Origin of the sequence: Pseudomonas sp. B6002, assembly GCF_013385985.1 — a bacterium.
GTDB lineage: Bacteria > Pseudomonadota > Gammaproteobacteria > Pseudomonadales > Pseudomonadaceae > Aquipseudomonas.
The window spans coordinates 370,535-395,895 of sequence record NZ_JACAOY010000006.1 but is presented as its reverse complement, the minus strand read 5'-3'; the positions used below and the strand labels follow the sequence as shown (position 1 = coordinate 395,895).

At 62.0% G+C, this 25,361-nt stretch carries 22 protein-coding genes; 15 read left to right on the top strand and 7 right to left on the bottom strand.

Features of this window, described 5'->3' with window-relative positions; translation table 11 throughout:
* Window positions 1-26 precede the first annotated feature (26 nt).
* The 15 genes from HX792_RS09055 to HX792_RS08985 all read left to right on the top strand — a co-directional run bounded on the left by HX792_RS09055 (window position 27) and on the right by HX792_RS08985 (window position 19,554).
* Window positions 27-521, top strand: a complete 495-nt coding sequence (locus tag HX792_RS09055) for a DUF1543 domain-containing protein (RefSeq protein ID WP_176995744.1) — start codon at window positions 27-29, stop codon at window positions 519-521.
* Window positions 522-625: 104 nt separating this feature from the next.
* A complete protein-coding gene (locus HX792_RS09050) occupies window positions 626-1,726 on the top strand; it encodes a polyamine ABC transporter substrate-binding protein (RefSeq protein ID WP_176995743.1) in 1,101 nt (366 codons plus the stop codon).
* A gap of 25 nt (window positions 1,727-1,751) precedes the next feature.
* Complete coding sequence (locus tag HX792_RS09045; RefSeq protein ID WP_176995742.1) at window positions 1,752-3,170, top strand: aminotransferase; 1,419 nt, start codon at window positions 1,752-1,754, stop codon at window positions 3,168-3,170.
* A 65-nt stretch (window positions 3,171-3,235) separates the two neighbouring features.
* Window positions 3,236-4,084: a response regulator transcription factor gene (locus HX792_RS09040; protein ID WP_176995741.1), complete on the top strand. Its 849-nt coding sequence runs from the start codon at window positions 3,236-3,238 to the stop codon at window positions 4,082-4,084.
* Between the two features lie 442 nt (window positions 4,085-4,526).
* Window positions 4,527-4,808: a peptidylprolyl isomerase gene (locus tag HX792_RS09035; protein WP_010210937.1), complete on the top strand. Its 282-nt coding sequence runs from the start codon at window positions 4,527-4,529 to the stop codon at window positions 4,806-4,808.
* 130 nt (window positions 4,809-4,938) lie between these two features.
* On the top strand, window positions 4,939-6,801 hold the full coding sequence (locus HX792_RS09030; protein WP_176995740.1) for an extracellular solute-binding protein: 1,863 nt from the start codon (window positions 4,939-4,941) through the stop codon (window positions 6,799-6,801).
* Window positions 6,801-7,862 carry a microcin C ABC transporter permease YejB gene (locus HX792_RS09025; protein WP_176995739.1) on the top strand — a complete coding sequence of 354 codons (1,062 nt, stop codon included), beginning with the start codon at window positions 6,801-6,803 and terminating at the stop codon, window positions 7,860-7,862. The genes HX792_RS09030 and HX792_RS09025 overlap by 1 nt, the downstream gene beginning before the upstream one ends.
* Window positions 7,862-8,884: an ABC transporter permease gene (locus HX792_RS09020; protein ID WP_176995738.1), complete on the top strand. Its 1,023-nt coding sequence runs from the start codon at window positions 7,862-7,864 to the stop codon at window positions 8,882-8,884. The genes HX792_RS09025 and HX792_RS09020 overlap by 1 nt, the downstream gene beginning before the upstream one ends.
* Before the next feature lie 10 nt (window positions 8,885-8,894).
* Window positions 8,895-10,466, top strand: coding sequence for an ABC transporter ATP-binding protein (locus tag HX792_RS09015; RefSeq protein ID WP_176995737.1), 1,572 nt, complete (start codon window positions 8,895-8,897; stop codon window positions 10,464-10,466).
* A gap of 142 nt (window positions 10,467-10,608) precedes the next feature.
* On the top strand, window positions 10,609-12,015 hold the full coding sequence (locus tag HX792_RS09010; RefSeq protein WP_176995736.1) for a sigma-54-dependent Fis family transcriptional regulator: 1,407 nt from the start codon (window positions 10,609-10,611) through the stop codon (window positions 12,013-12,015).
* A gap of 289 nt (window positions 12,016-12,304) precedes the next feature.
* On the top strand, window positions 12,305-13,696 hold the full coding sequence (locus tag HX792_RS09005; RefSeq protein ID WP_176995735.1) for a GntP family permease: 1,392 nt from the start codon (window positions 12,305-12,307) through the stop codon (window positions 13,694-13,696).
* Between the two features lie 7 nt (window positions 13,697-13,703).
* Complete coding sequence (locus HX792_RS09000; protein ID WP_046034061.1) at window positions 13,704-14,477, top strand: 3-hydroxybutyrate dehydrogenase; 774 nt, start codon at window positions 13,704-13,706, stop codon at window positions 14,475-14,477.
* A gap of 160 nt (window positions 14,478-14,637) precedes the next feature.
* Window positions 14,638-16,590 carry an acetoacetate--CoA ligase gene (locus tag HX792_RS08995; RefSeq protein WP_176995734.1) on the top strand — a complete coding sequence of 651 codons (1,953 nt, stop codon included), beginning with the start codon at window positions 14,638-14,640 and terminating at the stop codon, window positions 16,588-16,590.
* 141 nt (window positions 16,591-16,731) lie between these two features.
* A complete protein-coding gene (locus tag HX792_RS08990) occupies window positions 16,732-19,227 on the top strand; it encodes a PAS domain-containing sensor histidine kinase (RefSeq protein ID WP_176995733.1) in 2,496 nt (831 codons plus the stop codon).
* Window positions 19,228-19,278: 51 nt separating this feature from the next.
* On the top strand, window positions 19,279-19,554 hold the full coding sequence (locus HX792_RS08985) for a peptidylprolyl isomerase (RefSeq protein ID WP_060752567.1): 276 nt from the start codon (window positions 19,279-19,281) through the stop codon (window positions 19,552-19,554).
* 110 nt (window positions 19,555-19,664) lie between these two features.
* Here HX792_RS08985 and HX792_RS08980 read toward each other — a convergent pair whose 3' ends face one another.
* The 7 genes from HX792_RS08980 to HX792_RS08950 all read right to left on the bottom strand — a co-directional run bounded on the left by HX792_RS08980 (window position 19,665) and on the right by HX792_RS08950 (window position 25,360).
* Window positions 19,665-20,570, bottom strand: a complete 906-nt coding sequence (locus HX792_RS08980) for a sugar kinase (RefSeq protein ID WP_176995732.1) — start codon at window positions 20,568-20,570, stop codon at window positions 19,665-19,667.
* Window positions 20,571-20,687: 117 nt separating this feature from the next.
* Window positions 20,688-21,896, bottom strand: coding sequence for an amino acid deaminase (locus HX792_RS08975; protein WP_176995731.1), 1,209 nt, complete (start codon window positions 21,894-21,896; stop codon window positions 20,688-20,690).
* Between the two features lie 9 nt (window positions 21,897-21,905).
* Window positions 21,906-22,670: an IclR family transcriptional regulator gene (locus tag HX792_RS08970; RefSeq protein WP_106580124.1), complete on the bottom strand. Its 765-nt coding sequence runs from the start codon at window positions 22,668-22,670 to the stop codon at window positions 21,906-21,908.
* A gap of 168 nt (window positions 22,671-22,838) precedes the next feature.
* Window positions 22,839-23,228: a RidA family protein gene (locus HX792_RS08965; protein WP_032896881.1), complete on the bottom strand. Its 390-nt coding sequence runs from the start codon at window positions 23,226-23,228 to the stop codon at window positions 22,839-22,841.
* A gap of 16 nt (window positions 23,229-23,244) precedes the next feature.
* On the bottom strand, window positions 23,245-24,027 hold the full coding sequence (locus HX792_RS08960) for an amino acid ABC transporter ATP-binding protein (protein ID WP_065907741.1): 783 nt from the start codon (window positions 24,025-24,027) through the stop codon (window positions 23,245-23,247).
* The gene (locus HX792_RS08955; RefSeq protein WP_016976586.1) at window positions 24,024-24,686 is read right to left on the bottom strand and encodes an amino acid ABC transporter permease; all 663 of its coding nucleotides are present in this window, start codon (window positions 24,684-24,686) and stop codon (window positions 24,024-24,026) included. Before HX792_RS08955 ends, HX792_RS08960 begins: the two co-directional genes overlap by 4 nt.
* An 11-nt stretch (window positions 24,687-24,697) precedes the next feature.
* Window positions 24,698-25,360: an amino acid ABC transporter permease gene (locus HX792_RS08950; protein ID WP_176995730.1), complete on the bottom strand. Its 663-nt coding sequence runs from the start codon at window positions 25,358-25,360 to the stop codon at window positions 24,698-24,700.
* Between the last annotated feature and the right edge of the window lies 1 nt (window position 25,361).

The following is a 25,361-nucleotide window of genomic DNA, read 5'->3' as shown; positions in this document are numbered from 1 at the left end:
TGCCAAGTCGCCAGGAAGAATCTGCCATGCTGTTTGTCGTGATGCTCGGGGGCAAGCACCCACGGGCCAGAATCGAAGTCCATGATGTGGTATTCGCCGTAGCGGATACGCTGGAGGGCACTTACTCGCAACTGCGCGATGGCTGGTTCGGCAGCCCCAAGGGCGTGCATATCGATTCGTGGATGGCCGTTGATGGCGTCGACGGCTGGAAAGTCGAACTCAGCCACCTTGCGCCGCAGGCCGGCGCGCATCACCTGTATTTCATCAACCTTGGAGGCTACGAGACGAACAGCTTTGGCGAGGCTCATCACTACCTGCTGGTGGTGGCTCGCAACAAACAGGAGGCAACGAGCAAGGGCAAGCAACAAATGCTGCGCCATTGGTCCCAGGCGCACACTGACGCCGTCATGGATATCGATGACTGCCTGCCCATCGACCTGGTGGACGGCCGTTACCTGCACCTGGTGCAAGGCCCGCACCGGCCGATCATCCAGCAGAACGACTACATCGTCCTGCCCTGAACCGCCTCCCCTACCCGAACGGGGTATGGCGCACACCCCCCACCTGCCTGACAGTGCAATCAGTCCCTCAGCCTGATAACAAGCACAACACAAGGTGGGTCCCCATGCATAAAGCCTTTATCGCCCTGTTCAGCGCCGCACTGTTGGCCACTTCAACCCTGAGCCACGCCGCGGATGACCCGGGCAACACCTTGCGCATCTACAACTGGGCGGACTACATCGGCGACACCACCCTGGCCGACTTCGAAAAGGCCACGGGCATCAAGGTGATCTACGACACCTACGATTCCTACGAAACCGTGCAGGGCAAATTGCTCTCCGGGCGCTCTGGCTATGACCTCGCGCTGCTCAACGCCTCCCTGGTGCCGCTGCTGATCAAGGGCAAGGTGTTCCAGCCTTTGGACAAAACCCAACTGCCCGACTGGAAAAACCTCGACCCCGTGGTGCTCAAGAGCCTGGAGGCACACGACCCGGGCGTCACCTACTCGGCGCCCTACACCTGGGGCAGCAACGGCGTGACGTATAACGTCGACATGATCAAGGCGCGCATGCCGGACGCCCCCATCGGGTCCCTGGCGATGATCTTCGACCCCAAGGTCATCGCCCGGTTTGCCGACTGCGGCATTACCTTCATGGATTCACCCACCGACATGATTCCATTGGCCCTCACTTACCTAGGCCTGGACCCCAACAGTGTCGCGCCCAAAGACCTGAAGGCCGCCCAGGACGTACTGATGGCGGTGCGCCCCTACATTCGCAAATTTGATTCCAGCGGTTTCATCAACGGCCTGGCTAACGGCGACCTGTGCCTGGCAACCACCTGGTCGGGCGATTACGCCACCTCCCAGGCTCGCGCTACCGAAGCCGGGGCCAAGGTCAAGCTGGACTACTTCATACCCAAGGAAGGTTCGCTGATCTGGTTCGATAACTTCTACATCCCGGCCGACGCGCCCCATGTGGCCAATGCCCATAAGTTCATCGAGTTTCTGTTGCAACCGAGCACCATGGCCGGCGTCAGCAACACCATCCATTACGCCAACAGCAACCTGGCGTCCAAGCCGCTGGTCAACGCCGATATCCGCGATAACCCGGCCATCTACCCCGATCCGGCGACGATGCAGCGTTTGTTCACGCAAAAAAGCCAACCCCAAGCCGCCGTGCGCCTGATCACCCGTACCTGGAATGCCGTGAAGACCGGCAAGTGAACCCCAGCCTTTAAAGGTAAATGCCATGACTCTGCCAAATCCTGCTTTTTTCGCCCAGTTTGACCATAACAAGCTGGACGCCGCCGACAAAGCCCACTACATGCACGGCTTCCACATGTTCGACGAACACCGTGAGCAAGGCTCGCTGAATATCGCAGTGGGTAACGGCGCCTACATCTACGACATCCATGGCAACCGCTACCTGGACGCAGTGGGCGGCATGTGGTGTACGAATATCGGCCTGGGCCGCGAGGAAATGGCCGAGGCCATCGCCAACCAGGTGCGCCAACTGGCCTACTCCAATCCGTTCTGCGACATGGCCAACACCACGGCCATCGAACTGTGCGCCAAGCTCGCCAGCCTGGCACCCGGTGACTTGGACCACGTGTTCCTCACTACCGGAGGTTCCACCGCCGTGGACACCGCCTACCGGTTGGTGCAGTTCTACCAGAACAGCCGTGGCAAAACGGCCAAGAAGCACATCATCTCGCGCTTCAGTGCGTATCACGGCTCCACGTTCCTGACCATGTCCATCGGCAACAAGGCCGCCGACCGCGCGCCCGAGTTCGACTTCATGAGCGACCTGTTCCACCACATCTCCTGCCCCAACTACTACCGGGCGCCGGAGGGGATGAGCGAGGCGGAGTTCCTTGACTTCCTGGTGAATGAATTCGAAGACAAGATCCTGACCCTTGGTGCGGACAATGTGGCGGCGTTTTTCGCCGAACCGATCATGGGTTCCGGTGGCGTGATCATCCCGCCCAAGGGCTACCACCGACGCATGTGGGAAATCTGCCAGCGCTACGACTTGCTGTACGTCGCCGATGAGGTGGTCACTTCGTTCGGGCGCCTCGGGGCGTTCTTTGCTTCCGAAGACGTGTTCGGCATGCAGCCCGATATCATCACCACCGCCAAAGGCCTCACCTCCGGCTACCTGCCGCTGGGTGCGTGTATTTTCTCCGAGCGCATCTGGCAGGTCATTGGCGAGCCGGGCAAAGGCCGCTGCTTTACCCACGGGTTCACCTACAGCGGGCACCCGGTCAGTTGTGTGGCTGCGTTGAAAAACATCGAGATCATCGAGCGCGAACAACTGCTGGCCCATGTGGAAGACGTTGGCGTGTACCTGGAGCAGCGCCTGCAGACCTTGGCCGACTTGCCGCTGGTGGGGGATATACGCTGCCAGCGCCTGATGGCGTGCATCGAGTTCGTCGCGGACAAGCGCACCAAGGCCTTGCTGCCGGATGCGGTCAACATCGGTGAAAAAATCCACCTGCGCGCCCAGGCCAAAGGCTTGCTGGTACGCCCCATCGGCCACCTGAACGTGATGTCGCCGCCGCTGATCATCACTCGCGCCCAAGTCGACGAAATCGTGGAGACCTTGCGCCAGTGCATCCTCGATACGGCCGCTGAACTGCGCGAAAGCGGCGAGTATCAAGGCCGATGAGTCATAACGCCGAGCCTGTCTCGGCGTTTTTGCCTGGGCGTTGGCAGCCGGGTAGACTGGCTGCCATGACCACAGCCAGCCCTGCCCCGACCCTGCAGCAACTGCAAACCTGGCACCACGCCCTGGCCCAGGCGTTGATCCATGTGGATGAAGCCTCATTCCTCGAACACCTGGCCGCCGCGCTGTGCACCCTCACCCCCATCGAATCGATGATGATCAGCCTGGAACGCCAGGGCCAGCCACCGCACCTGCTGTATCAGCAAGGCATCCCTCGGGCGTATCAGGATGAAATCATCCACCGCTATTTTTCCCGCGGCTACCTGCTGGACCCGTTTTGCCTGGCGGTAGACAAGGGTTTGGCGGAAGGTTTTTACCACCTGGCCCAAATTGCCCCGGATGACTTTTTCAACAGCGAGTACTACAAGACCTACTACCTGCGCAGCGGCGGCGCCCAGGAAAGTTACTACATCGTCGACCTGTGCCCCCAGAGCAAGATTTCGCTGTGCATGTTCCAGGGCCTGAGTGCCGGGCAGTTCACCGAGGAACAACTGGCGGTGCAGCAATCGACCCAGGCTATCGTCCGGGAGTTGCTGCGGCGGTTTGGCACCACCGGCGGGCTGGCCAAGGTGATCAGTGACGAGGCGTACACCCAGACCCAGGCGCACCAGCAGATCGAAGCGGCGTTCATGGGCTTTGGCAGCGGTGTGCTCACCGTACGCGAGCGTGAAATCGCCCACCTGATCCTGCGCGGGCACTCGGTAAAATCCACCGCCCAAGTGCTCGGCATTTCCCCAGAAACCGTGCGCATGCACCGTAAGAACCTGTACACCAAGCTGGCAATCAATTCCCAGGCCGAGCTGTTCGCGCTGTTCATCGAATGGCTGACCCGCAGCGGCGCCATGGCCCGGGCGTGAGCCGCTAAAGCGGCTCTGCTTTGCTTTTGATCTCAAGCGCCCCGTCAAACACGCTGGTCGGATTACGGGCACACCGAGNNCCGAGTGTTGGGGCAAGAGCCCTTTGCTTACTTTGGGCTGGGCCGGCATTCCGGCTTTTCCAAAGTGAGCCGCCGTAAGGGCGGAACCATAAGCTGTCATTACCGAAGAAACGGATATGTACTCCGACCAAAAAGCTCCAGCGCCCTACACATAGCCATCGCCGGCAAGCCGGCTCCTACCAGCCAGATCCTGATGAGGCAATGCTATCGCCTTCGGGAGCAAGCCCCCTCCCACAGGTTCGGTACACCCTCCAACGTTGTAGGCAAGCCAAAGGCCGCTCAAACAATCCATGGGAACTTTGCCAGGAAATAACCGCCTGAATCCGGTAGGCTCACCCTTTTTACTCAAGGAGTTACTCCCCATGGCCAAAGCCACCGCCCGTCACATCCTCGTTTCCACTGAAGACAAGTGCAACGAACTCAAGGCCCAAATCGAAGGCGGCGCCGATTTCGCAGAGATCGCCAAAGCCAACTCCAGCTGCCCTTCCAGCCGCGACGGCGGCAACCTGGGTTCGTTCGGTCCAGGCCAGATGGTCAAGGAATTCGACACCGTCGTGTTCAGCGCCCCGGTCAACACCGTGCAAGGCCCGGTGAAAACCCAGTTCGGTTACCACCTGCTGGAAGTCACCAGCCGCCAGGACTGATCCTGTCTGCATTGATGCTATAAACAACGGCCCGCCCTCTGGTGGGCCGTTGTGCATGTGATGACTGGCGACGCTCACGCCGTTAGCGTACAAATCCTTATTCCTGTTCACCCGGCGCTCAAGGCTGATAATGCGATTGGCTTTTTCCATCCCCCTGCTCAGCTCTGCCCTGGCCCTGCTGTTGGCCAGTTCGGCCGTGATCGCGGCCCCGCAGACTTACCTCACGGTATACGGCGAACCGGCCAAGTACCCCGCCGGTTTCACCCATTTCGACTATGCCAACCCCAACGCCCCCAAGGGCGGCAGCCTCAAGCGCTCCGCCATCGAGATCGGGCGTTTCGACCACGTGCTGCCGTATATCGACAAAGGCATCGGCGTGTCCCAGGTCGACGGCTGGCTGTATGCGCCCCTGGCCCAACGCTCCCTGGATGAGCCCTACACGGTGTACGGCCTGGTGGCCGAAAAAATGGAATGCGCCGACGACGGCCTGTCGTTGCGCTTCTACCTGAACCCCAAGGCGCGCTTTGCCGACGGCACGCCCATCACCGCCGAAGACGTGCGCTACAGTTTCGACCTATTGATGACCCAAGGCAGCCTGCGTTTTCGCACCCTGTTCGCCGACGTCAAGCACGTCGAGGTCGAAGGCGAGCGCCAGGTCCGCTTTGATTTTTCCAGCAACGAGAACCGCACCCTGCCCCTGGATATCGCCACCCTGCCGGTGTTCCCCGAGCACTGGTGGAAAACCCGCGACTTCGCCAACGGCGGCGGCTACGAAGCCCCGCTGGGCAGTGGCCCGTACACGATCAGCAAGATCGACTCCGGCAGCACCATCACTTTTACCCGTGACCCCAACTGGTGGGGCAAGGACCTGCCCGTCAGCCGTGGCCTGTACAACTTCGACCACCTGAGCCTGGAGTACTTCGGCGACACCGAAGTGGCGCGCCAGGTGATCCGTGGCGGCGCCTACGACTTCAACCGCGAGTTCTCCGCCACCGGCTATTCCATCGGCTACAACGGCCCGGCCCTCGACGATGGCCGCCTGCAACGCGACCACCTGGCCAAAGAGATGCCGCAGCCGGCCCAGGGTTATGTGTTCAACGTGCAAAAACCGATGTTCAAGGACCGCCGCGTGCGCCAGGCCCTGGCGATGCTGTGGGACTTCGAGTGGGCCAACCGGCAGATGATGCGCAATATGTACATCCGCCAGCAGAGTTTCTTCTCCAACAGCCCGCTGGCTGCCAGCCAACTGCCGACCAAAGAAGAGTTGGCCATCCTCGAACCGCTGCGCGGGAAGATTCCCGACGAGGTGTTCACCCAGGTGTTCAAGGCGCCTGTCACCGACGGCAGCGGCATGATTCGCGATAAACAATTGCAAGCCCTGGCGCTGCTGGAGCAGGCCGGCTGGAAACCCAAGGGCGACAGATTGGTGAACGCCGACGGCGAGCCGCTGGAGTTCACCTTCCTCAATGCCCAGGCCGGCATGGAGCGCCTGCTGCTGCCGTACAAACGCAACCTGGCACAGATCGGCATCACCCTGAATATCCGCCGCATCGACTCGTCGCAATACGTGAACCGGATCATGGCGCGTGACTACGACATGATCGTCATCGGTTTCCCGGTCACCACTTCGCCGGGCATGGAGCTGTACAACTACTTCGGCTCGGCGGCCGCTTATGACCCGGGCGCCAACAACTACATGGTGCTCAAGGATCCGGCCGTCGACAGCTTGATCCAGGGCCTGGTCAAGGCCAACACCCAGGCGCAGATGCTCACCTACGCCCATGCGCTGGACCGGGTGCTGCAATGGAATTACCTGTGGATTCCCAACTACTACCCACCCGGCACCTCCGCTGCCTGGTGGAACCGCTTCGGTCGCCCGGCCGTTGAAGCCAAGAACGACGAAGCCCTGGAAACCTGGTGGGAAATCAGCCCAGTGCCGCTGACCAATGAACAGATGCAAGCCGAGCTGAAAAAACGCGGAGGGCCCCGCTGATGTTTGCCTATATCGTGCGGCGTTTGCTGCTGATCATCCCGACGCTGGTGATCATCCTGCTGGTGAATTTCGTGATCGTGCAGGCCGCTCCCGGCGGCCCGGTGGAACAGGCCATCGCCCACCTGCAAGGGATCGGCGGCGGTGGCGTCGGCGGCTCCGGCGGGGACGGTGCCGGCACGGGGTCCCGCGCCAGCCGTGGCCTGGACCCGAAACTGATCGAGGACATCAAAAAACAATACGGCTTCGACAAGCCGGCACCAGAGCGCCTGTGGCTGATGCTCAAAAGCTACGCAAAGCTGGATTTTGGCAACAGCTTCTTTCGCGGCAAGACGGTGATCGACCTGATCCTGGAAAAAATGCCCGTCACCATCTCCCTCGGCCTGTGGGCCACCTTGATCACCTACCTGGTGTCGATCCCGTTGGGTATCCGCAAGGCGGTACGCCATGGCAGCAGCTTTGACGTGTGGAGCAGCACCGCCATCGTGATCGGCTACGCGATGCCGGCGTTTCTGTTTGCGATGTTCCTGATCGTGGTGTTTGCCGGTGGCACGTCGTTGAACTGGTTCCCCGTGCGCGGGCTGGTCTCGGAAAACTTCGAAGAACTGAGCACCGTGGGCAAGGTCGCCGACTACTTCTGGCACCTGGTATTGCCGGTGACGTCGCTGGTCATCGGCGGGTTTGCGACCTTGACCATCCTCACCAAGAACTCGTTCCTCAATGAAATCACGCGCCAGTACGTGGTGACCGCCCGCGCCAAAGGCTTGAGTGAACGCCGTGTGCTTTATGGCCATGTGTTCCGCAACGCCATGCTGCTGGTGATTTCCGGCATTCCCCAGGCGTTTATCGCGGTGTTCTTCGCCGGTTCCTTGCTGATCGAGGTGATCTTTTCCCTTGATGGTCTGGGGCGCATGAGCTACGAGGCCGCCCTCTCCCGGGATTATCCGGTGGTGTTCGGCTCGCTGTTTATCTTCACGTTGTTCGGCCTCTTGATCAAACTCATCGGTGACCTCTGCTACACCCTGGTGGACCCGCGTATCGACTTCGCCGCGAGGAACGCCTGATGCTCAATCTGTCTCCTGTAGCGCGTCGGCGTTTCGAACGGTTCAAGAAAAACCGCCGCGGCTGGTGGTCGCTGTGGATGTTCATCGGCCTGTTTATCCTGACCCTGGGCGGCGAGCTGATCGCCAACGACAAGCCCTTGGTGCTGAGTTTCAAGAACGAGCTGTATTTCCCGGTGTTCAAGCGCTACACCGAGCAACAGTTCGGTGGGCAGCTGCCATTCCAGGCCGACTATCGCAGTGACTACGTGAAAAAGCTGATCGAGCACGACGGCGGCTGGATGCTGTTCCCACCCATCCCCTTCAGTGAAGACACGCCCAACTACGAACTGACCCGCCCTGCCCCCAGCCCGCCGTCGGCGGTGAACTGGCTGGGCACCGATGACCAGTCGCGAGATGTGCTGGCGCGGGTGATCTTCGGTGCGCGGGTGTCGATCCTGTTTGCCCTGGCACTCACCGCCATCAGCGCCGCCATCGGTATCGCGGCCGGCGCGCTGCAAGGCTATTACGGCGGCTGGGTGGACTTGCTCGGCCAGCGCGTACTGGAAGTGTGGTCTGGGCTGCCGGTGCTGTACCTGTTGATCATCCTGTCGGGGTTCGTGGAACCCAACTTCTGGTGGCTGCTGGGGATCATGGCGCTGTTCTCCTGGCTGGCCCTGGTGGACGTGGTGCGCGCCGAGTTCCTGCGCGGGCGCAACCTGGAATACGTCAAGGCGGCACGGGCCCTGGGCCTGGGCGATGACAAGATCATCCGCCGGCACATCCTGCCCAATGCCATGACCGCCACCTTGAGTTACCTGCCGTTCATCTTGACCGGGGCGATCTCTACCCTGAGCGCCCTGGATTTCCTTGGCTTTGGCATGCCCGCCGGCAGCGCGTCCCTGGGTGAACTGATCGCCCAGGGCAAACAGAACCTGCAGGCGCCCTGGCTGGGCTTGACGGCGTTCTTCACACTGGCGCTGATCCTGTCGCTGCTGGTTTTTATCGGCGAGGCATTACGTGATGCCTTCGACCCACGCTCATGAGTGACCGCCTATGAACCTGATCGAAATACGCGACCTCAGCGTCGCCTTCAGCGGCCAGACCGTGGTGCGAGACCTGTGCCTGGACGTGCGCCCCGGCGAGTGCCTGGCGCTGGTGGGCGAGTCCGGCTCGGGCAAGTCGGTGACGGCCCACTCGATCCTGCAATTGCTACCGGAAGCCGGCACGACGACGACCGGATCCATCAAGTACCGCGGCCAGGAATTGATCGGCGCATCGGCCGCCACCTTGCAGAAGCTGCGGGGCAACCGCATTGCGATGATCTTCCAGGAGCCGATGACGTCCCTGAACCCTTTGCATAGCATCGAAAAGCAGATCGGCGAAACCCTGCTGCTGCACAAGGGCCTGGGGGGCAAGGCCGCCCAGGCGCGCATCCTCGAACTGCTGGAACTGGTGGGCATTCAAAAACCCCAGGAACGGCTCAAGGCTTACCCGCATCAACTCTCCGGTGGCCAGCGCCAGCGGGTGATGATCGCCATGGCCCTGGCGTGCGAGCCGGAGTTGCTGATCGCCGATGAGCCCACCACCGCGCTGGACGTGACGGTGCAGCGCAAGATCCTGCTGTTGCTCAAGTCGTTGCAGCAACGCCTGGGCATGTCGCTGCTGCTGATCAGCCACGACCTCAACCTGGTGCGCAGCATTGCCCAGCGGGTGTGCGTGATGCGCGCCGGCGAGATCGTCGAGCAAGCCGACTGCCAGGCTCTGTTCAACGCGCCGCAACACCCTTACAGCCGCCTGCTGCTGGACGCTGAACCGGCAGGCGAACCGTTGTGCAGCGACGTCCACGAGACGGTGTTGCAGGTGGACGACCTGACCGTGCAGTTCCCGTTGAGCAGCGGTTTGTTCCAGCGCAAGACCTACCTGCGCGCGGTGGATGGCATCAGCCTCAGCGTGCAGCGTGGCAAGACCCTGGGGATTGTCGGCGAGTCCGGCTCGGGCAAGTCCACCCTCGGCCAGGCGATCCTGCGCCTGCTGGATTCCACCGGCAGCATCCGCTTCCAGGGCGAGGCCCTTGACCCGCTGAACCACCAGCAGATGCGCCCGTGGCGCAAGCAGATGCAGGTGGTGTTCCAGGACCCTTACGGCAGCCTCAGCCCGCGCATGTCGGTGCAGCAGATCATCAGCGAAGGCCTGGAGGTGCATGCACCGTGCAGCCTCGCCGACCGAGACGCCCAGGTGATCCAGGTGCTCAAGGATGTGGGCCTCGACCCTGAGAGCCGGCATCGTTACCCCCATGAGTTTTCCGGTGGCCAACGCCAACGCATCGCCATCGCCCGCGCCCTGGTGCTCAAACCGGCGCTGATGCTGCTGGATGAGCCCACCTCGGCCCTCGACCGCACGGTGCAGAAACAAGTGGTGGCGTTGTTGCGGGAGCTGCAGGAAAAGTACGGCCTGACCTACCTGTTTATCAGCCATGACCTGGCGGTGGTGCGCGCGATGGCCCATGACATGATCGTGGTCAAGGACGGCAAGGTGGTGGAGCGTGGCGCGAGCCATACGGTGTTCGAAGCCCCGCAGCATCCGTACACCAAAGAGCTGCTGGCTGCCGCGCACATTCCCTTGTAAAGGCTTGCCCCTGTGGGAGCTGGCTTGCCTGCGATAGCGGTCTATCAGTACCGAATATACCGACTGACACACCGCCATCGCCGGCAAGCCGGGCGCCTACAGGACCGTATTCCAATTTTGATTTTGTGTTGACGGCATAACTATGAACATCACCGAAAGCCTCAAGGACTACCAGCAGGTTCGCGGCCTGGCCATCCAGTCGCTGTTCGAGATCATCGAGCAGTCCAGCGAAGGCACGGTGATTGTCGACCGCGACGCCAATATCGTCTGGATGAACGAGCGCTACGCCAAGCGCTTCGGCCTCAAGAGCGCCGACGAAGCGATTGGCCAACCCTGCGAGCAGGTGATCTCCAACAGCCTGTTGCGCCAGGTGGTGCGCAATGACCAGCCGATCCTGCTGGATATCCAGGACACGCCCAAAGGCCCGCTGGTGGTGATGCGCCTGCCGATTCACGACGATGCCGGTGCGGTGATCGGAGCGATCGGCTTTGCGTTGTTCGACGAGCTGCGCAACCTGTCGCCGTTGATCGAGCGCTACCTGAGCATGCAACAGGAACTGGCCTCGACCCGCTCGCTGCTGCGCTCACGGCAGAGCAAGTACAACTTTGCGCACTTTATTGGCACCAGCGCGGCCAGCCTTGAAGTCAAGCGTCGCGCACGGCGCAGTGCAAGTGCCGAATCGCCGGTGTTGCTGCTGGGGGAAACCGGCACCGGCAAGGAGTTGCTGGCCCAGGCGATACACGGCGCCTCACCGCGTGCGCACAAGGCTTTTGTCAGCATCAACAGCGCGGCTATCCCGGGCGATCTGCTCGAGGCCGAGTTCTTTGGCACCGCGCCCGGCGCGTTTACCGGCGCCGACCGCAAGGGCCGTCCCGGCAAGTTCCAGATCGCCCAGGGCGGTACGCTGTTTCTTGATGAGATCGGCGACATGCCCCTGCCGCTGCAAAGCAAACTCCTGCGGGTGTTGCAGGAAAAGGAGTTCGAGCCCGTGGGCTCCAACGAGATGCTGCACAGCGACGTGCGGGTGATTGCCGCCACGTCCATGGACCTGGAAGCGGCGATCAAGCGTGGCGAGTTCCGTGCCGACTTGTATTACCGGCTGAATGTACTGCCCATCCACGTACCGCCCTTGCGTGAACGGCTGGAAGATATTCCGGCGCTGAGCGAGGCGATCCTGGAGGAGCTGCGCAGCCAGCATGAACTGGACCGCGAGGCCTTGGCGCTGCTGGCACAACACGCGTGGCCGGGGAACATCCGCGAGCTGCGCAATGTGCTGGAGCGTGCGGCGTTGCTCAGTGATGACCTGGTGTTGAATGCCGAGGAAATTCGCGCCGCCATCGGCACCTTTACCCCCGTGGAACGTAATACGGTGGTACCGGTAGAGGGCGAAAGTTTCAACGCGGCGCGGGAGCGCTTTGATCGGCAGGTCATTGCAGCGGCGTTGCAGGCGTGCGAGGGAAATGTGGTCGATGCAGCCAAGCGTTTGGGGCTTGGACGGTCGACGCTGTACAAGAAGATGGTGGCGCTGGGAATCGCCCAATCTCATTAAAGAGACATAAATCTCATTTTAAAGACAATCCAATGTGGGAGCTGGCTTGCCTGCGATAGCGGCCTGTCTGTTGGTCAATGGTCAGCTGAACCACCGCTATCGCAGGCAAGCCAGCTCCCACCCCAAAACTTCACCTGTCTCCAATTTGAGATTCTATCCAGAATCGCCATTCAAAAAATACAAAATATCTTTAACTTTCAATAAGTTATTATTATTGGCACGCATCTCGCTATAGCCCTCCCCACAGCAACACCCCCACAAAAATAACAATCCGATTTGGAGACACACCATGAGTGTGATCATTGCCCTGGCAGCCCTCGCGCTGTTGATGCTGGCAGCCTACCGTGGCTATAGCGTTATCCTGTTTGCCCCCATTGCCGCCCTCGGCGCTGTCCTGCTCACCGACCCGTCTGCCGTGGCGCCCGCCTTTACCGGGGTGTTCATGGAGAAGATGGTCGGTTTTATCAAACTGTATTTCCCGGTGTTCCTGCTCGGCGCGGTGTTCGGCAAGCTGATCGAGCTGTCGGGCTTTTCCCGTTCCATCGTGGCCGCAGCGATCCGCCTGCTGGGCACGCGCCAGGCCATGCTGGTGATCGTGCTGGTGTGCGCCCTGCTCACCTACGGCGGCGTGTCGCTGTTTGTGGTGGTGTTTGCGGTGTACCCGTTTGCGGCCGAGATGTTCCGCCAGAGCAACATCCCCAAGCGCCTGATCCCGGCGACCATCGCCCTCGGTGCGTTCTCGTTCACCATGGACGCCCTGCCCGGCACGCCGCAGATCCAGAACATCATCCCCAGCACCTTCTTCAACACCACCGCCTGGGCCGCGCCATGGCTGGGCTTGATCGGCACGGTCTTCGTGTTCTGCGCCGGCATGCTCTACCTCGCGCGCCAACGCAACAAGGCGCAGCGCGCCGGTGAAGGGTATGGCACCGAGCTGCGCAACGAACCGGAAACCGCCGACAACCTGGCGCTGCCCAACCCGTGGGTGGCGCTGTCGCCGCTGATCCTTGTAGGTGTAATGAACCTGCTGTTCACCCACTGGATCCCGCAGTGGTACGGCAAGACCCACAGCCTCGCGCTGCCCGGCATGAGCGCGCCGGTGACCACTGAAATTGCCAAGCTCACCGCGATCTGGGCGGTGCAAGCGGCGTTGCTGGTGGGTATCTTGATGGTGCTCGTGTTCGGCTGGTCGGCCATCAAGAGCAAGCTCGCCGAAGGCAGCAAAAGCGCGGTCAGCGGGGCGCTGCTCGCGGCAATGAACACCGCATCAGAGTATGGCTTTGGCGCGGTGATCGCCTCGCTGCCGGGCTTCCTGGTGCTGGCGGACTGGCTCAAGGGCATCCCCAACCCGCTGGTCAACGAGGCGATTACCGTGACCTTGCTGGCCGGTATCACCGGTTCGGCGTCGGGTGGCATGAGCATCGCCCTGGCGGCCATGTCCGAAAGCTTTATTTCGGCGGCCCATGCGGCCAATATCCCCCTTGAAGTGCTGCACCGCGTCGCGGCCATGGCCAGCGGCGGCATGGACACCCTGCCCCACAACGGCGCGGTGATCACACTGCTGGCAGTCACCGGCCTGACGCACCGCGAAGCCTACAAGGACATTTTCGGCATCACGATCATCAAGACCCTCGCGGTGTTCGTGGTGATCGGTACTTTCTACGCCACCGGCATTGTGTGAGGTTTGTATGACGACGTTGAATGGCAAGACCGCCCTGGTCACCGGTTCCACCAGCGGCATCGGCCTGGGGATTGCCCTGAGCCTGGCCAAGGCCGGCGCCAACCTGATCCTTAACGGCTTCGGCGACGCCAGCGCGGTGATTGCCCAGGTGCAAGCCTTTGGCGGCAAGGTCGGGCACCACCCGGCCGACGTCAGCGACCCGGCGCAGATCGCCGACATGATCGCCTACGCCGAGCGTGAGTTCGGCGGCGTGGACATCCTGGTCAACAACGCCGGCATCCAGCATGTGGCGGCGGTGGAAGACTTCCCGGCTGAGCGTTGGGATTCGATCATCGCGATCAACCTGTCATCGGTGTTCCACAGCACGCGCTTGAGCCTGCCGGGCATGAAGGCCAAGGGCTGGGGGCGCATCGTCAATATCGCCTCGGTGCATGGCCAGGTCGGTTCGGTGGGCAAGGCGGCGTACGTGGCGGCCAAGCATGGCGTCATTGGGCTAACTAAAGTGGTGGGCCTGGAGACGGCCACCAGCAACGTCACCTGCAACGCCATCTGCCCTGGCTGGGTGCTGACGCCGCTGGTGCAGAAGCAGATTGATGACCGCGCGGCCAACGGCGTCGACCCGCAGCAGGCGCAGCATGATTTGCTGGCGGAGAAGCAGCCGTCGCTGGAGTTCGTGACGCCGCCACAGTTGGGTGAACTGGTGCTGTTCCTGTGCAGTGAGGCTGGCAGCCAGGTGCGGGGTGCGGCGTGGAACATTGATGGCGGTTGGTTGGCCCAATAAATCAAACACAGAAGATTGAATGTGGGAGCTGGCTTGCCTGCGATGGCGGTATATCAGAAACAAATTAGCCAACTGACACACCGCTATCGCAGGCAAGCCAGCTCCCACAATTTAGAACTGTGTTGTTAGGTAGACTTGTACAAGAACAAGAGGCAGCTTTATGTCCGACATCCTCTGGCAACCCTCCCCGGAACGCATCGCCACCACGCGCATGGATCAGTTCCGCCGCTACATCAACGAGCGCCACGACGTGCAGCTCAACGACTACCCGGCCCTGCACCAGTGGAGCATCGACCAGCGCCCGGACTTCTGGCAGGCCATCGTCGCGTTCTTCGACGTGCAATTTCGCAGCCCGCCCAGTGCCGTGCTGATCGAAGACGCCGAGATGCCCAGCGCCCAATGGTTCCCCGGTGCCACCCTGAATTTTGCCGAGCACCTGCTGCGCCGTCGCGATGATCATCCCGCCGTGGTGGCGATCAGCGAAGACGGCCAACGCGAACAACTGACCTACGCCGAACTCGCCGCCCACGTGGCCGGCCTGCAACAAAGCCTGCGGGCGGCGGGTGTGGTTCAGGGCGACCGCGTCGCGGCGTGCATGCCCAACACCTGGCAAACCCTGGTGGGCATGCTCGCCACCACCAGCCTCGGGGCGATCTGGTCCTGTTCGTCGCCCGACTTCGGCACCCAGGGCGTGATCGACCGGTTCGGCCAGATCGAACCCAAGGTGCTGATCACCTGCGCGGGTTACCGCTATGCCGGCAAAGAGATCGACCAGAGCACCAAGCTCAACGAGATCCTCGAACGCTTGCCGTCTCTGGAACAGTTGCTGATCGTGCCTTACGCCCGGCCTCAGGCGCGGGTTGAGGACTATCAAACCCAGGCAACTGTCACGCTGTGGAACGACTTCTACCACCCCGGCGGCGAGCCGGATTTCGTCGCCGTGCCTTTTGACCACCCGCTGTACATCCTCTATTCCAGCGGCACCACCGGCGTGCCCAAGTGCATCATCCATGGCACCGGTGGCGTGCTGCTCACCCACCTCAAGGAACACGGCTTGCACGCCGACCTGTCCCGGGACGACTGCCTGTTCTACTACACCACCTGCGGCTGGATGATGTGGAACTGGCTGGTGTCGGTGCTGGCCATCGGCGCCACGGCGGTGCTGTATGACGGCTCGCCCTTCCACCCGGGGCCCGAACGCTTGATCGACCTGATTGACGCAGAAAAGATCAGCGTGTTCGGCACCAGCCCCAAGTTTCTCGCCACCCTGGAAAAGGCCGGGCTGCAACCGCGTTTGAGCCATGACCTGGGCAGCCTCAAGGGCCTGATTTCCACGGGTTCGCCGCTGTCCCCCCAGAGCTACGACTATGTGTATCGCGAGATCAAAGGTGAGCTGTGTCTGTCATCCATGTCCGGCGGTACCGATATCGTCTCCTGCTTTGTGATCGGCAACCCTGTGCTGCCGGTGCGCCGTGGCGAGATGCAGTGCAAGAGCCTGGCGATGGCCATTGAGGTCTGGGACGATCAGGGCCAACCCTTGATCGGTGAAAAAGGCGAACTGGTGTGTACCCGGCACTTCCCCGCCATGCCCATCGGCCTGTGGAACGACCCCGGCCAGCAAAAGCTGCGCGCCTCCTACTTCAGCCAGTTCCCCGGGGTCTGGGCCCAGGGCGACTACGCCGAGCAACGCCCCAACGGCAGCCTGCTGATCCATGGGCGCTCCGACGCCGTGCTCAACCCCGGTGGCGTGCGCATTGGCACGGCCGAGATTTATCGCCAGGTGGAAAAGGTGCCCCAGGTGCTGGAAAGCCTGGCCATCGGCCAGCGCTGGCAGGACGATGTGCGGGTGGTGCTGTTCGTGCGCCTCACCGATGGCATCGCGCTGGATGAGGCCCTGGAGCAGCAGATCCGCCAGGTGATCCGCGCCAACACCACGCCACGCCACGTACCGGCAAAGATCGTTGCCGTCACGGATATCCCTCGCACCATCAGCGGCAAGATCGTCGAGTTGGCGGTGCGCAACGTGGTGCACGGCGAGCCGGTGAAAAACACCGATGCCCTGGCCAACCCGGAGGCGCTCGAGCAGTTTCGTGACCGCCCTGAATTGGCGTAAAGATGAAAGGTTTCAGCTCTGATGCACTGATTTGAAGACAAACCCCCAATGCATGCTATTTTTCGGGGGTAGTCACTCACGCCCGGCACACGGGATAATGGGTGTTGTCATCTTTCAAAGCGTTACGCTCAGGGCTTTTTCATGAAGGACATCTCCACCGGTAGCGAGGCCGCAGCATTGATTGCGCGGCTGGACTGGGCGCAAAGCCCACTCGGTGCGGCCAACGATTGGCCACAAAGCCTGCGCACAGCCGTGGATATCGTCGTGCATTCCCCCATGCCGATGTTGCTGCTGTGGGGCAGCCACCTCACTCAGCTGTACAACGACGGCTTCGCCCAACTGGCGGGCAACAAGCACCCCGAGGCGCTGGGCCAGCCGGCGCACCAGACCTGGCCGGAACTCGAGAGCTTTACCGCACCCATCTATGACGCGGTGCTCAGCGGCCAGGTGCGCAGCTTCAGCGAGCAGCGCTTCGTGCTGCAGCGCAACAACCGCGACACCGAAATCTGGCTGGACCTGACCTACAGCCCGATCCGCGACGAAAGCGGCACCGTCGCCGGCATCCTCGTCACCGCCATCGAAACCAACGAACGGCGCAAGGCCCAACACAACACCGAACAACGCCTGCAACTCGCATTGGCTGCCACTGACGCAGTGGGCACCTGGGATTGGGACATCGGCGAAGACCGCTTCATCGCCGACGCGCACTTCGCCTACCTGCATGGCGTCGACCCGCAAAGCGCCGGGTTGCTGCCCATCAGCGACTACCTGCAAGGCGTGCACCCCGAAGACCGTGGCATGGTGGCGCGCAGCATCAAGCATTGCATCACCTTCGGCACCGAATACGCCGAGGAGTACCGCCTGTTGCAGGCCGATGGCCAGGTGCGCTGGGTGTTTGCCCGGGGCCGCTGCTACAAGGACCATCAAGGCCGCCCGGCGCGTTTTCTCGGCGCTGCGCTGGACCTGACCGAGCGCAAGCACACTGAGCAGGCCCTGCGCCAAAGCCAGACCGAATTGCAGTTGATCATCAACGCCATGCCGGTGTTGATCGGCTACGTGGATCACGAGCAACGGTTTCGCCTGAACAACAGCGCGTACCTGGAGTGGTACGGCATGACGCCCCAGGAGCTGTACGGCAAGACCATTCGCGAAGTGCTCGGCGACGAGGTGTATGCCGGGCGCGCAGATAAGATCGCCGCCGCCCTCAAGGGCAAGGCGTGCAGCTTCATGACCATCACCCCGCACCGCGACGGCCGACCGCGCCATGCGTTGATGAAGTACCTGCCGCGCTTCAGCAATGACGGCTCGGTGAACGGTTTCTACATCTTTGTGATCGACGAAACTGAACGCAAGCTCACCGAAGAAGCCCTGCGCCACCTCAACGAAAACCTCGAAGAACGTGTGGCCCAGCGCACCCAGGCCCTGGCCGAAGCCAACCAGCGTCTGCAGAACGAGATGTTCGAACGCGAGCGGGCCGAAGACGCCCTGCGCCACGCGCAAAAAATGGAAGCGGTGGGCCAGCTCACCGGGGGCATTGCCCACGACTTCAACAACATGCTCACCGGCATCATCGGCAGCCTGGACCTGATGCAGCGTTACATCGCAGCCGGGCGCAGCGATGAGATCGGCCGTTTTACCGACGCCGCCGTCTCATCGGCCCACCGTGCGGCCGCCCTCACCCACCGGCTGCTGGCGTTCTCGCGGCGCCAGTCGCTGGACCGTCGGCCGCTGGACCCGAACCAACTGGTGGCTTCGCTTGAAGACTTGTTCCGCCGCACCAAAGGCGCGCATATCACGCTCAAGGTGCAACTGGGCCACGACATCTGGCCGGTCAACACCGATGCCAGCCAACTGGAAAACGCCCTGCTCAACCTGGTGATCAACGCGCGCGACGCCATGCCCGATGGCGGCGAGCTGCTGATCGAAACCGCCAACAGTTACCTGGACGGCACCGACATCACCACTCTGGAACCGGTGAAGGCCGGTGACTACGTGATGCTTGGCGTGTGCGACAACGGCACCGGCATGGCGCCGAAAATCCTCGCCAAGGCGTTCGACCCGTTCTTCACCACCAAGCCCATCGGTCAAGGCACCGGCCTGGGGTTGTCGATGATCTACGGCTTTGCCCAGCAATCCGGCGGCCACGTGACCATTCACAGCGAACCCGGCCAGGGCACCTGCGTACGCCTGTACCTGCCGCGCCTGCATGGCACGGCGCTGGAAAGCAACCTGCCGGAGCATTTGAGCGAAGCGCCGCTGGCACTGGCCGGCGAGGCCGTGGTGGTGGTCGAGGATGACCCCGCCGTGCGCATGCTGGTGGTCAATGTGCTCGACGAACTGGGCTACACCGCGCACCAGGCAGCGGATGCGCGCACGGCGTTGCCGTTGCTGGAATCGGATCTGCGCGTGGACCTGCTGGTGACCGACGTGGGCTTGCCCGGCATGAATGGCCGGCAACTGGCGGAAATCGCCCGCCAGCACAGGCCTGGCCTGCGCGTGTTGTTCATGACCGGCTACGCTGAAAAAGCCGCCGAACGCCAAGGCTTTTTGGAAGACGGCATGGACATGGTGGCCAAACCGTTTTCCATCGACCTGCTGGCCACGAAAATCCGCAGCATGATCAGCGTCGTCGAGTGAGTTCAGGCATAATCGCGCGCCCTTACGTTTGACCGTTGCAAGGTAACCTGCATGAAAGCCCTAGCCCGTCATATCCTGGTAAAAACCAGCGAAGAAGCCGAACAGCTCAAGCAGCGCATCGCCAAGGGCGAAGCCTTTGATGTGCTGGCCAAGAAGTACTCCACCTGCCCGTCGGGCAAGCGTGGCGGCGACTTGGGCGAAGTGCGGCCCGGGCAGATGGTGGGGGCAATTGATGCGGTGATCTTCAAGAAGCCGGTGAAGGTGGTGCACGGGCCGATCAAGAGCAAGTTCGGGTATCACCTGGTGCAGGTGTTCTACCGCGACTAAGGGGCTTGGCTGTAAACCGCTATCGCAGGCAAGCCAGCTCCCACATTGGACGGCGTACACCGATCAACTGTGTGAGCCGGGCTTGCCCGCGAACCGCCGCAGGCGGCCATTCAACGAGGAATCAAAGCCCCTGGAATCTGAATGACCCGACTGGCCAGCTGATGCCCGGCCAATGCAGCCTGTTCAGGTGAACCACCCTTGAGCCGACTCGCCAAGTACGCCGCACTGAACGAATCCCCCGCCGCCGTCGTGTCCACCACCTTCTCAACCTTCACCGCCGGCACCGCAAAGCGCTCCCCCGCGCAACGGATCAAACATTCATCCGCCCCACGCTTAAGCACCACCTCAGCAATCGCCGGGTACGCCGCAAACACCTGCTCGCTGTCTTCATAGCCAAACAGCGCCCGCTCGTCATCTTCGGTCAGCAAGGCAACATCCACCTCCGCCATCACCTGGTGATACGCCGTGCGCGCGGCTTCAACAGACGTCCACAGGCGCGGCCGGTAGTTGTTGTCGAACACCACCTTGCCGCCTTGCCGACGGGTTTCGATCAGGGTTTGCAGCAGGCGCGCACGCCCGACTTCACCCAGCACCGCCAGGGTGATGCCGCTGAAATACACCACGTCATAGCCCGGCAGCGCCGCCAGGATCGGCTCGGCCGCCGGCGTGGTGAAGCAGTCGCGCACGGCGGCTTCGTTGCGCCAATAGAGAAATTTGCGCTCGCCGTTGGCGTCGGTCTGGATGCAGTACAAGCCCGGCAGGCGCCCGGGCAGGCGCTGGACCATGCCCAGGCCCAGGCCTTCTTCAGCCCATTGCTGGCACATCGCGTCGCTGAAGCTGTCATCGCCCAGGGCGGTGACGTAGTCGACGCTGCCGGTGCTGCCCAGTTCACGGCGCAGGTACACCGCCGTGTTCAGGGTGTCGCCGCCGAAGCTTTGGTGCAGGCTGCCGTCGGCGCGGTGTTGCAGTTCGATCATGCATTCGCCGATGAGGGCGATGCGGGGTTGGGTGGTCATGGCAATGGTCTCGGGTGTTTTGGAGGGCCTCATCGCAGGCAAGCCAGCTCCCACAGTTGAAAGTATTCACAATTCAACATGTGGGAGCTGGATTGCCTGCGATGGCCGCGACACGGTTTAGAAGCAGGTATGCAGAGACTCAATCACCTGCAACTGCTCATCCACCAGGCACCCCACCTGCCACTTGTCAAAGGTCAGGCACGGGTGGGAAGTACCGAACGAAATGATGTCGCCAATACGCAGCTCAACCCCCGGCGCCACGGTCATGAAGGCGTGCTGGTCCATCACCGCCGTGACCTTGCACGCGCCAACGTCATCGCCTTCTGCCGGCAAAATACCCGCCTTGTAGCGCTTGAGCGGCACCGGCAGACCGGCGTCGTAGGCCACGTCGCGCTTGCCCAGGGCGATCACCGCAAACCCCGGCTCAGGCAACGACTGCACATGGGCCCAGACTTCCAGCGCCGGGCGCAGGCCTTCGTTCAGGTCGCTGCGACGGTCGAGCACGCAGCATTGCGCCTCTTTGTAGATGCCGTGGTCATGAGCCACATAACTGCCCGGGCGCAGCACGCTGAGGAAGCGGCCAGCGGCGTTCTGTGCTTCGAACGATTCGGCGATCAGGTCGTACCAGGCCGAACCCGAGGCGGTGACGATGGGCTTGGGCAGGTCAAAATGGCCGCTGTCCTGCAGGTCGACCGCCAGGCGCACCAGGCTTGCCGCGAACGCGCGGATACCGCTGATGGCGTGCTCGCCATGGATCACGCCTTCATAGCCTTCGATACCGGTGAGGGCCAGGGCCGGCTGGGCCTTGACCGCCTTCGCCAGCTCGCGCACTTCCTGCTCGCTGCGGCAGCCGCAACGGCCGCCGACCACGCCGTATTCGATCATCACGTTCAGGCGCAGGCCACGGGCGGCGAAGAACAGGCCCAGGTCGGCGACGTTGTCCGGGTGATCGACCATGCAGTGAAAATCAAAATCCTTGTCGGCCAGCAGGTCGGCGATCAACGCCATGTTCGGTGCGCCCACCAGTTGGTTGGCCATCAGCACGCGTCGCACGCCACCGGCATAGGCGGCGCGGGTCTGCACGGCGTTGGCCAGGGTAATGCCCCAGGCGCCCGCCTCGATCTGACGCTGGAACAGCGCCGGCATCATGCTGGTCTTGCCATGGGGCGCCAGTTCGGCGCCGCTGTTGCTGACAAACTGCTGCATCCAGCGAATGTTGTGTTCCAGGGCGTCGCGGTGCAGCACCAGGGCCGGCAGGCTGACGTCACGGACCAGGTGGGCACCGACGGCGGCGGCGCCTTTTTCAACGGCATTGATGGCAGACATGAAATGCTCCTATTCGTTGATGCGACGGGCCAGGTTGTTGGCGCTGTCGATCAACACCCGGCGATAGTCGTTGTAGTTTTTGATCGCATCGGCCCGGGGTGCAACGATGCACAGGGTCGCGATGCTGATGCCTTGCGCGTCCCGTACCGGGGCGGCAAAGCAATGGGTAAAGGTGTCGGCCACGCTGTCGAAGGAAAAGAAGCCATCGAGGGTGGCCTGACGGATTTGCGCCAGGAAAGTTTCCAGCGGCAACCGCTGGCCATCCGGCAGGATGAAGTCATCGTAGTCGATCAGGTCGATGATCTGCTGGTCGCTCAAGTGCCCGAGTAGCAGGCGCCCGGAGGCAGTCCAGGGGATCGGCGCGTTTTCGCCGATGTCCGAAGAAATGCGGAAATGCCGCTCGCCTTCACGCATCAGCGCCACCGTATATTTGCGCCCGTTGAGCAGGCACATCTGCGCGGTTTCGTGGGTCTGGCTGACGATCTCCTGCAAGGCATGGTCGGCCTCGCGGGTCAGGTCGAAATGGCGCAGGTGCGCCTGGCCCAGGAAGTACAGCTGGCGGCCCAGGTAGACGTGACCGTCCTTGCCTACGGTCTCGAGGATGCGGCGTTCAAGCAGCGACGCAACCAGCTCATAAACGGTGGACTTGGGGCTGCCAATGCCGCTGGCAATATCATTCGGGCGCAGGGGCTGGCCGATTTCCTTGAGAAAATCGAGGATATCGAACGCACGGTCCAGTCCCTTGGCGCGGCGTTTGATGGTGTCTTCGGTCATGGCAGTTTTCGGTCCGGTCATAGTGGTAATGCTGCACAGTGACCCCCTGTGGGGGCGGGCTTGCCCGCGATGGCGGTGGTTCAGTCACAAATGGATGCCTGACACTCCGTCATCGCAGGCAAGCCAGCTCCCACATTGGATCGTTGGCGGCCTTAGGGTCGGGGCAATTTAGCCTTTTTTCTTGTACGCCACGCAATCGATCTCCACCTTGCAATCGACCATCATGTTGGCCTGCACGCAAGCGCGCGCCGGGGCGTGTTCCGGGGTGAAGTATTCGCCGAAGACCTTGTTGAAACTCCAGAAGTCCCGTGGGTCTTCCAGCCACACACCGACGCGTACCACGTCCTTCAATTCGTAACCGGCTTCCTCGAGGATCGCCACCACATTGCGCATGGTCTGCCGGGTTTGCTCAATGATCCCGCCGTTGATGATCTCACCGTCCACCGCTGGCACCTGGCCCGAGACGTAGAGCCAGCCGTCGGCTTCCACCGCACGGGCGAAAGGACGGGGTTGGCCGCCGCCGGCGGTGCTGCCGGTGCCGTAACGAGTAATGCTCATAAAAAAGTGCTCCTGATTAAAAACGAATGTTCTTGAGAAATTCCGCCAGGCGCGGCGATTGCGGGCGTTCGAAGATGTCCTTCGAGGTGCCCTGCTCTTCAATGCGGCCCTGGTTCATGAAAACAATCTTGTCGGACACCTCATAGGCAAAGCGCATTTCGTGGGTGACCAGCAACATGGTCATGCCCTCTTCCGCCAGGCCCTTGATCACGCTGAGCACTTCACCCACCAGCTCCGGGTCGAGGGCCGAAGTGACTTCGTCGAACAGCATCAGGCTCGGGTTCATGGCAATGGCGCGGGCAATCGCCACGCGTTGTTGCTGGCCGCCGGAAAGCTGGCCGGGAAAATGGTTGCGGCGCTCCAGCAGGCCGACGCGGTCCAGCCATTTTTCGGCGAGGGCCACGGCTTCGTCCTTGCCCATCTTCTTGACCTTGAGCAGGCCGAGGGTGACGTTCTGCAAGGCGGTCAAATGCGGGAACAGGTTGAACTGCTGGAACGCCATGCCGGTCATCGCGCGGTGCTGGGCGATCACGCGCTCGGGGTGACGCACGCGCTTGCCGGCGATTTCGCTGTAGCCGATGGACTCGCCGTCCAGGGTGATCTGACCGCCCTGGAATTCTTCCAGCAGGTTCACGCAGCGCAGCAGCGTGGTCTTGCCCGAGCCGCTGGAGCCGATCAACGTCACCACGTTGCCGCGTTGCATGGACAGGTCGACGCCCTTGAGCACTTCGACCTGGCCGTATTGTTTACGCAGGCCGCGGATATTCAGCAGCGGTTGGTTGGTTTGAGGTTGGTTCATGGCAAGGCCACCCGCTTTTCAATGTAGCGCCCGAATAACTCGATGGCGTAGTTGATGACAAAGAACATAAAGCCTGCGAACAGGTAGAACTCCAGGGTCATGAAGGTGCGCGCGATGACTTGCTGGGTACTGAGCAGCAACTCGGCCACGCCGATCACCGAGAGCAAGGTGGAGGCCTTGACGATTTCCGTGGAGGAATTGACCCAGGTCGGCAGGATCTGGCGCAGCGCCTGGGGCAGCAGCACGTAGCCCAGGGACTGGTAGAACGTCAGACCGATGGCCTTGCCCGCCTCCAGTTGCCCACGGGGAATGGCTTGCAGCGCCCCGCGCACGATTTCCGAAACGTGGGAGCCGCAGAACAGCGTCAGCCCGACGGCACCGGCCTGGAACGCGGTGATTTGCCAGCCGAGCGCCGGCAGCATGTAGAAACACGCCAGCACCAGCACGAACACCGGGGTGCCACGGATCAGGTCGACGTACAGGCGAAACGGCGCACGCATCCAGAACTTGCCGTAGGTCAGGATCAACCCGGCGACAATGCCGATAAGGGTGCCGAAGATAATCGCCAGGGCCGACACATAAACACTGGCCTGAAAGCCCGCCCACAGGGTATCCCGGGCGATCCACAACTCATGCAGCCAGCTTGGGGACTCGTACATGACAGCCCTCCTTAACGACGGATCGCCAGACGCTGTTCCAGGTAACGGAGCAGCATGGCAATGAGGTAACAGGCAGCCACGTAGAGCGCGGTCGTGACCAGCCAGGTTTCAATCACCCGGTAGCTTTCGACGTTGATCTTGCGGGCGTAATAGGTCAGCTCCGGCACTGCGATGGCAGCGGCCAGGGAGGTGTCCTTGAACAGCGAAATGAAGTTGTTCGACAGCGCGGGCAACACGTTGCGCAGCATCACCGGCACGGTGATGTAGGCGCGGATACGCCACTCGCCCAGGCCGATGGCCAAGCCGGCTTCACGCAACCCCTTGGGGATGTTCAGCAAGCCTGCGCGGAACACTTCGGTGAGGTAGGCACCGGCGTACAACGACAGGGTAATGATGAAGGACGGGATTTTGTCGAGACGGATCCCGAGGGACGGCAACGCGAAGTAGATCAACAGGATCAGCACGAGGATCGGCGTATTGCGGATCACCGTCACGTACACCGAGGCCAGCACACGCAGCGCCCGGTGCTTGGACAGCATGGCAAACGCCATCATCAGGCCGATCACGCAGCCGATGGCGATGGACAGCAGCGCCAGCTCCAGGCCCAGGCCGAGCCCCGCCAGCAAGCTGGGGAAGTCGCGCCACACGGCGGCAAAGTTCAACTGATAGTTCATG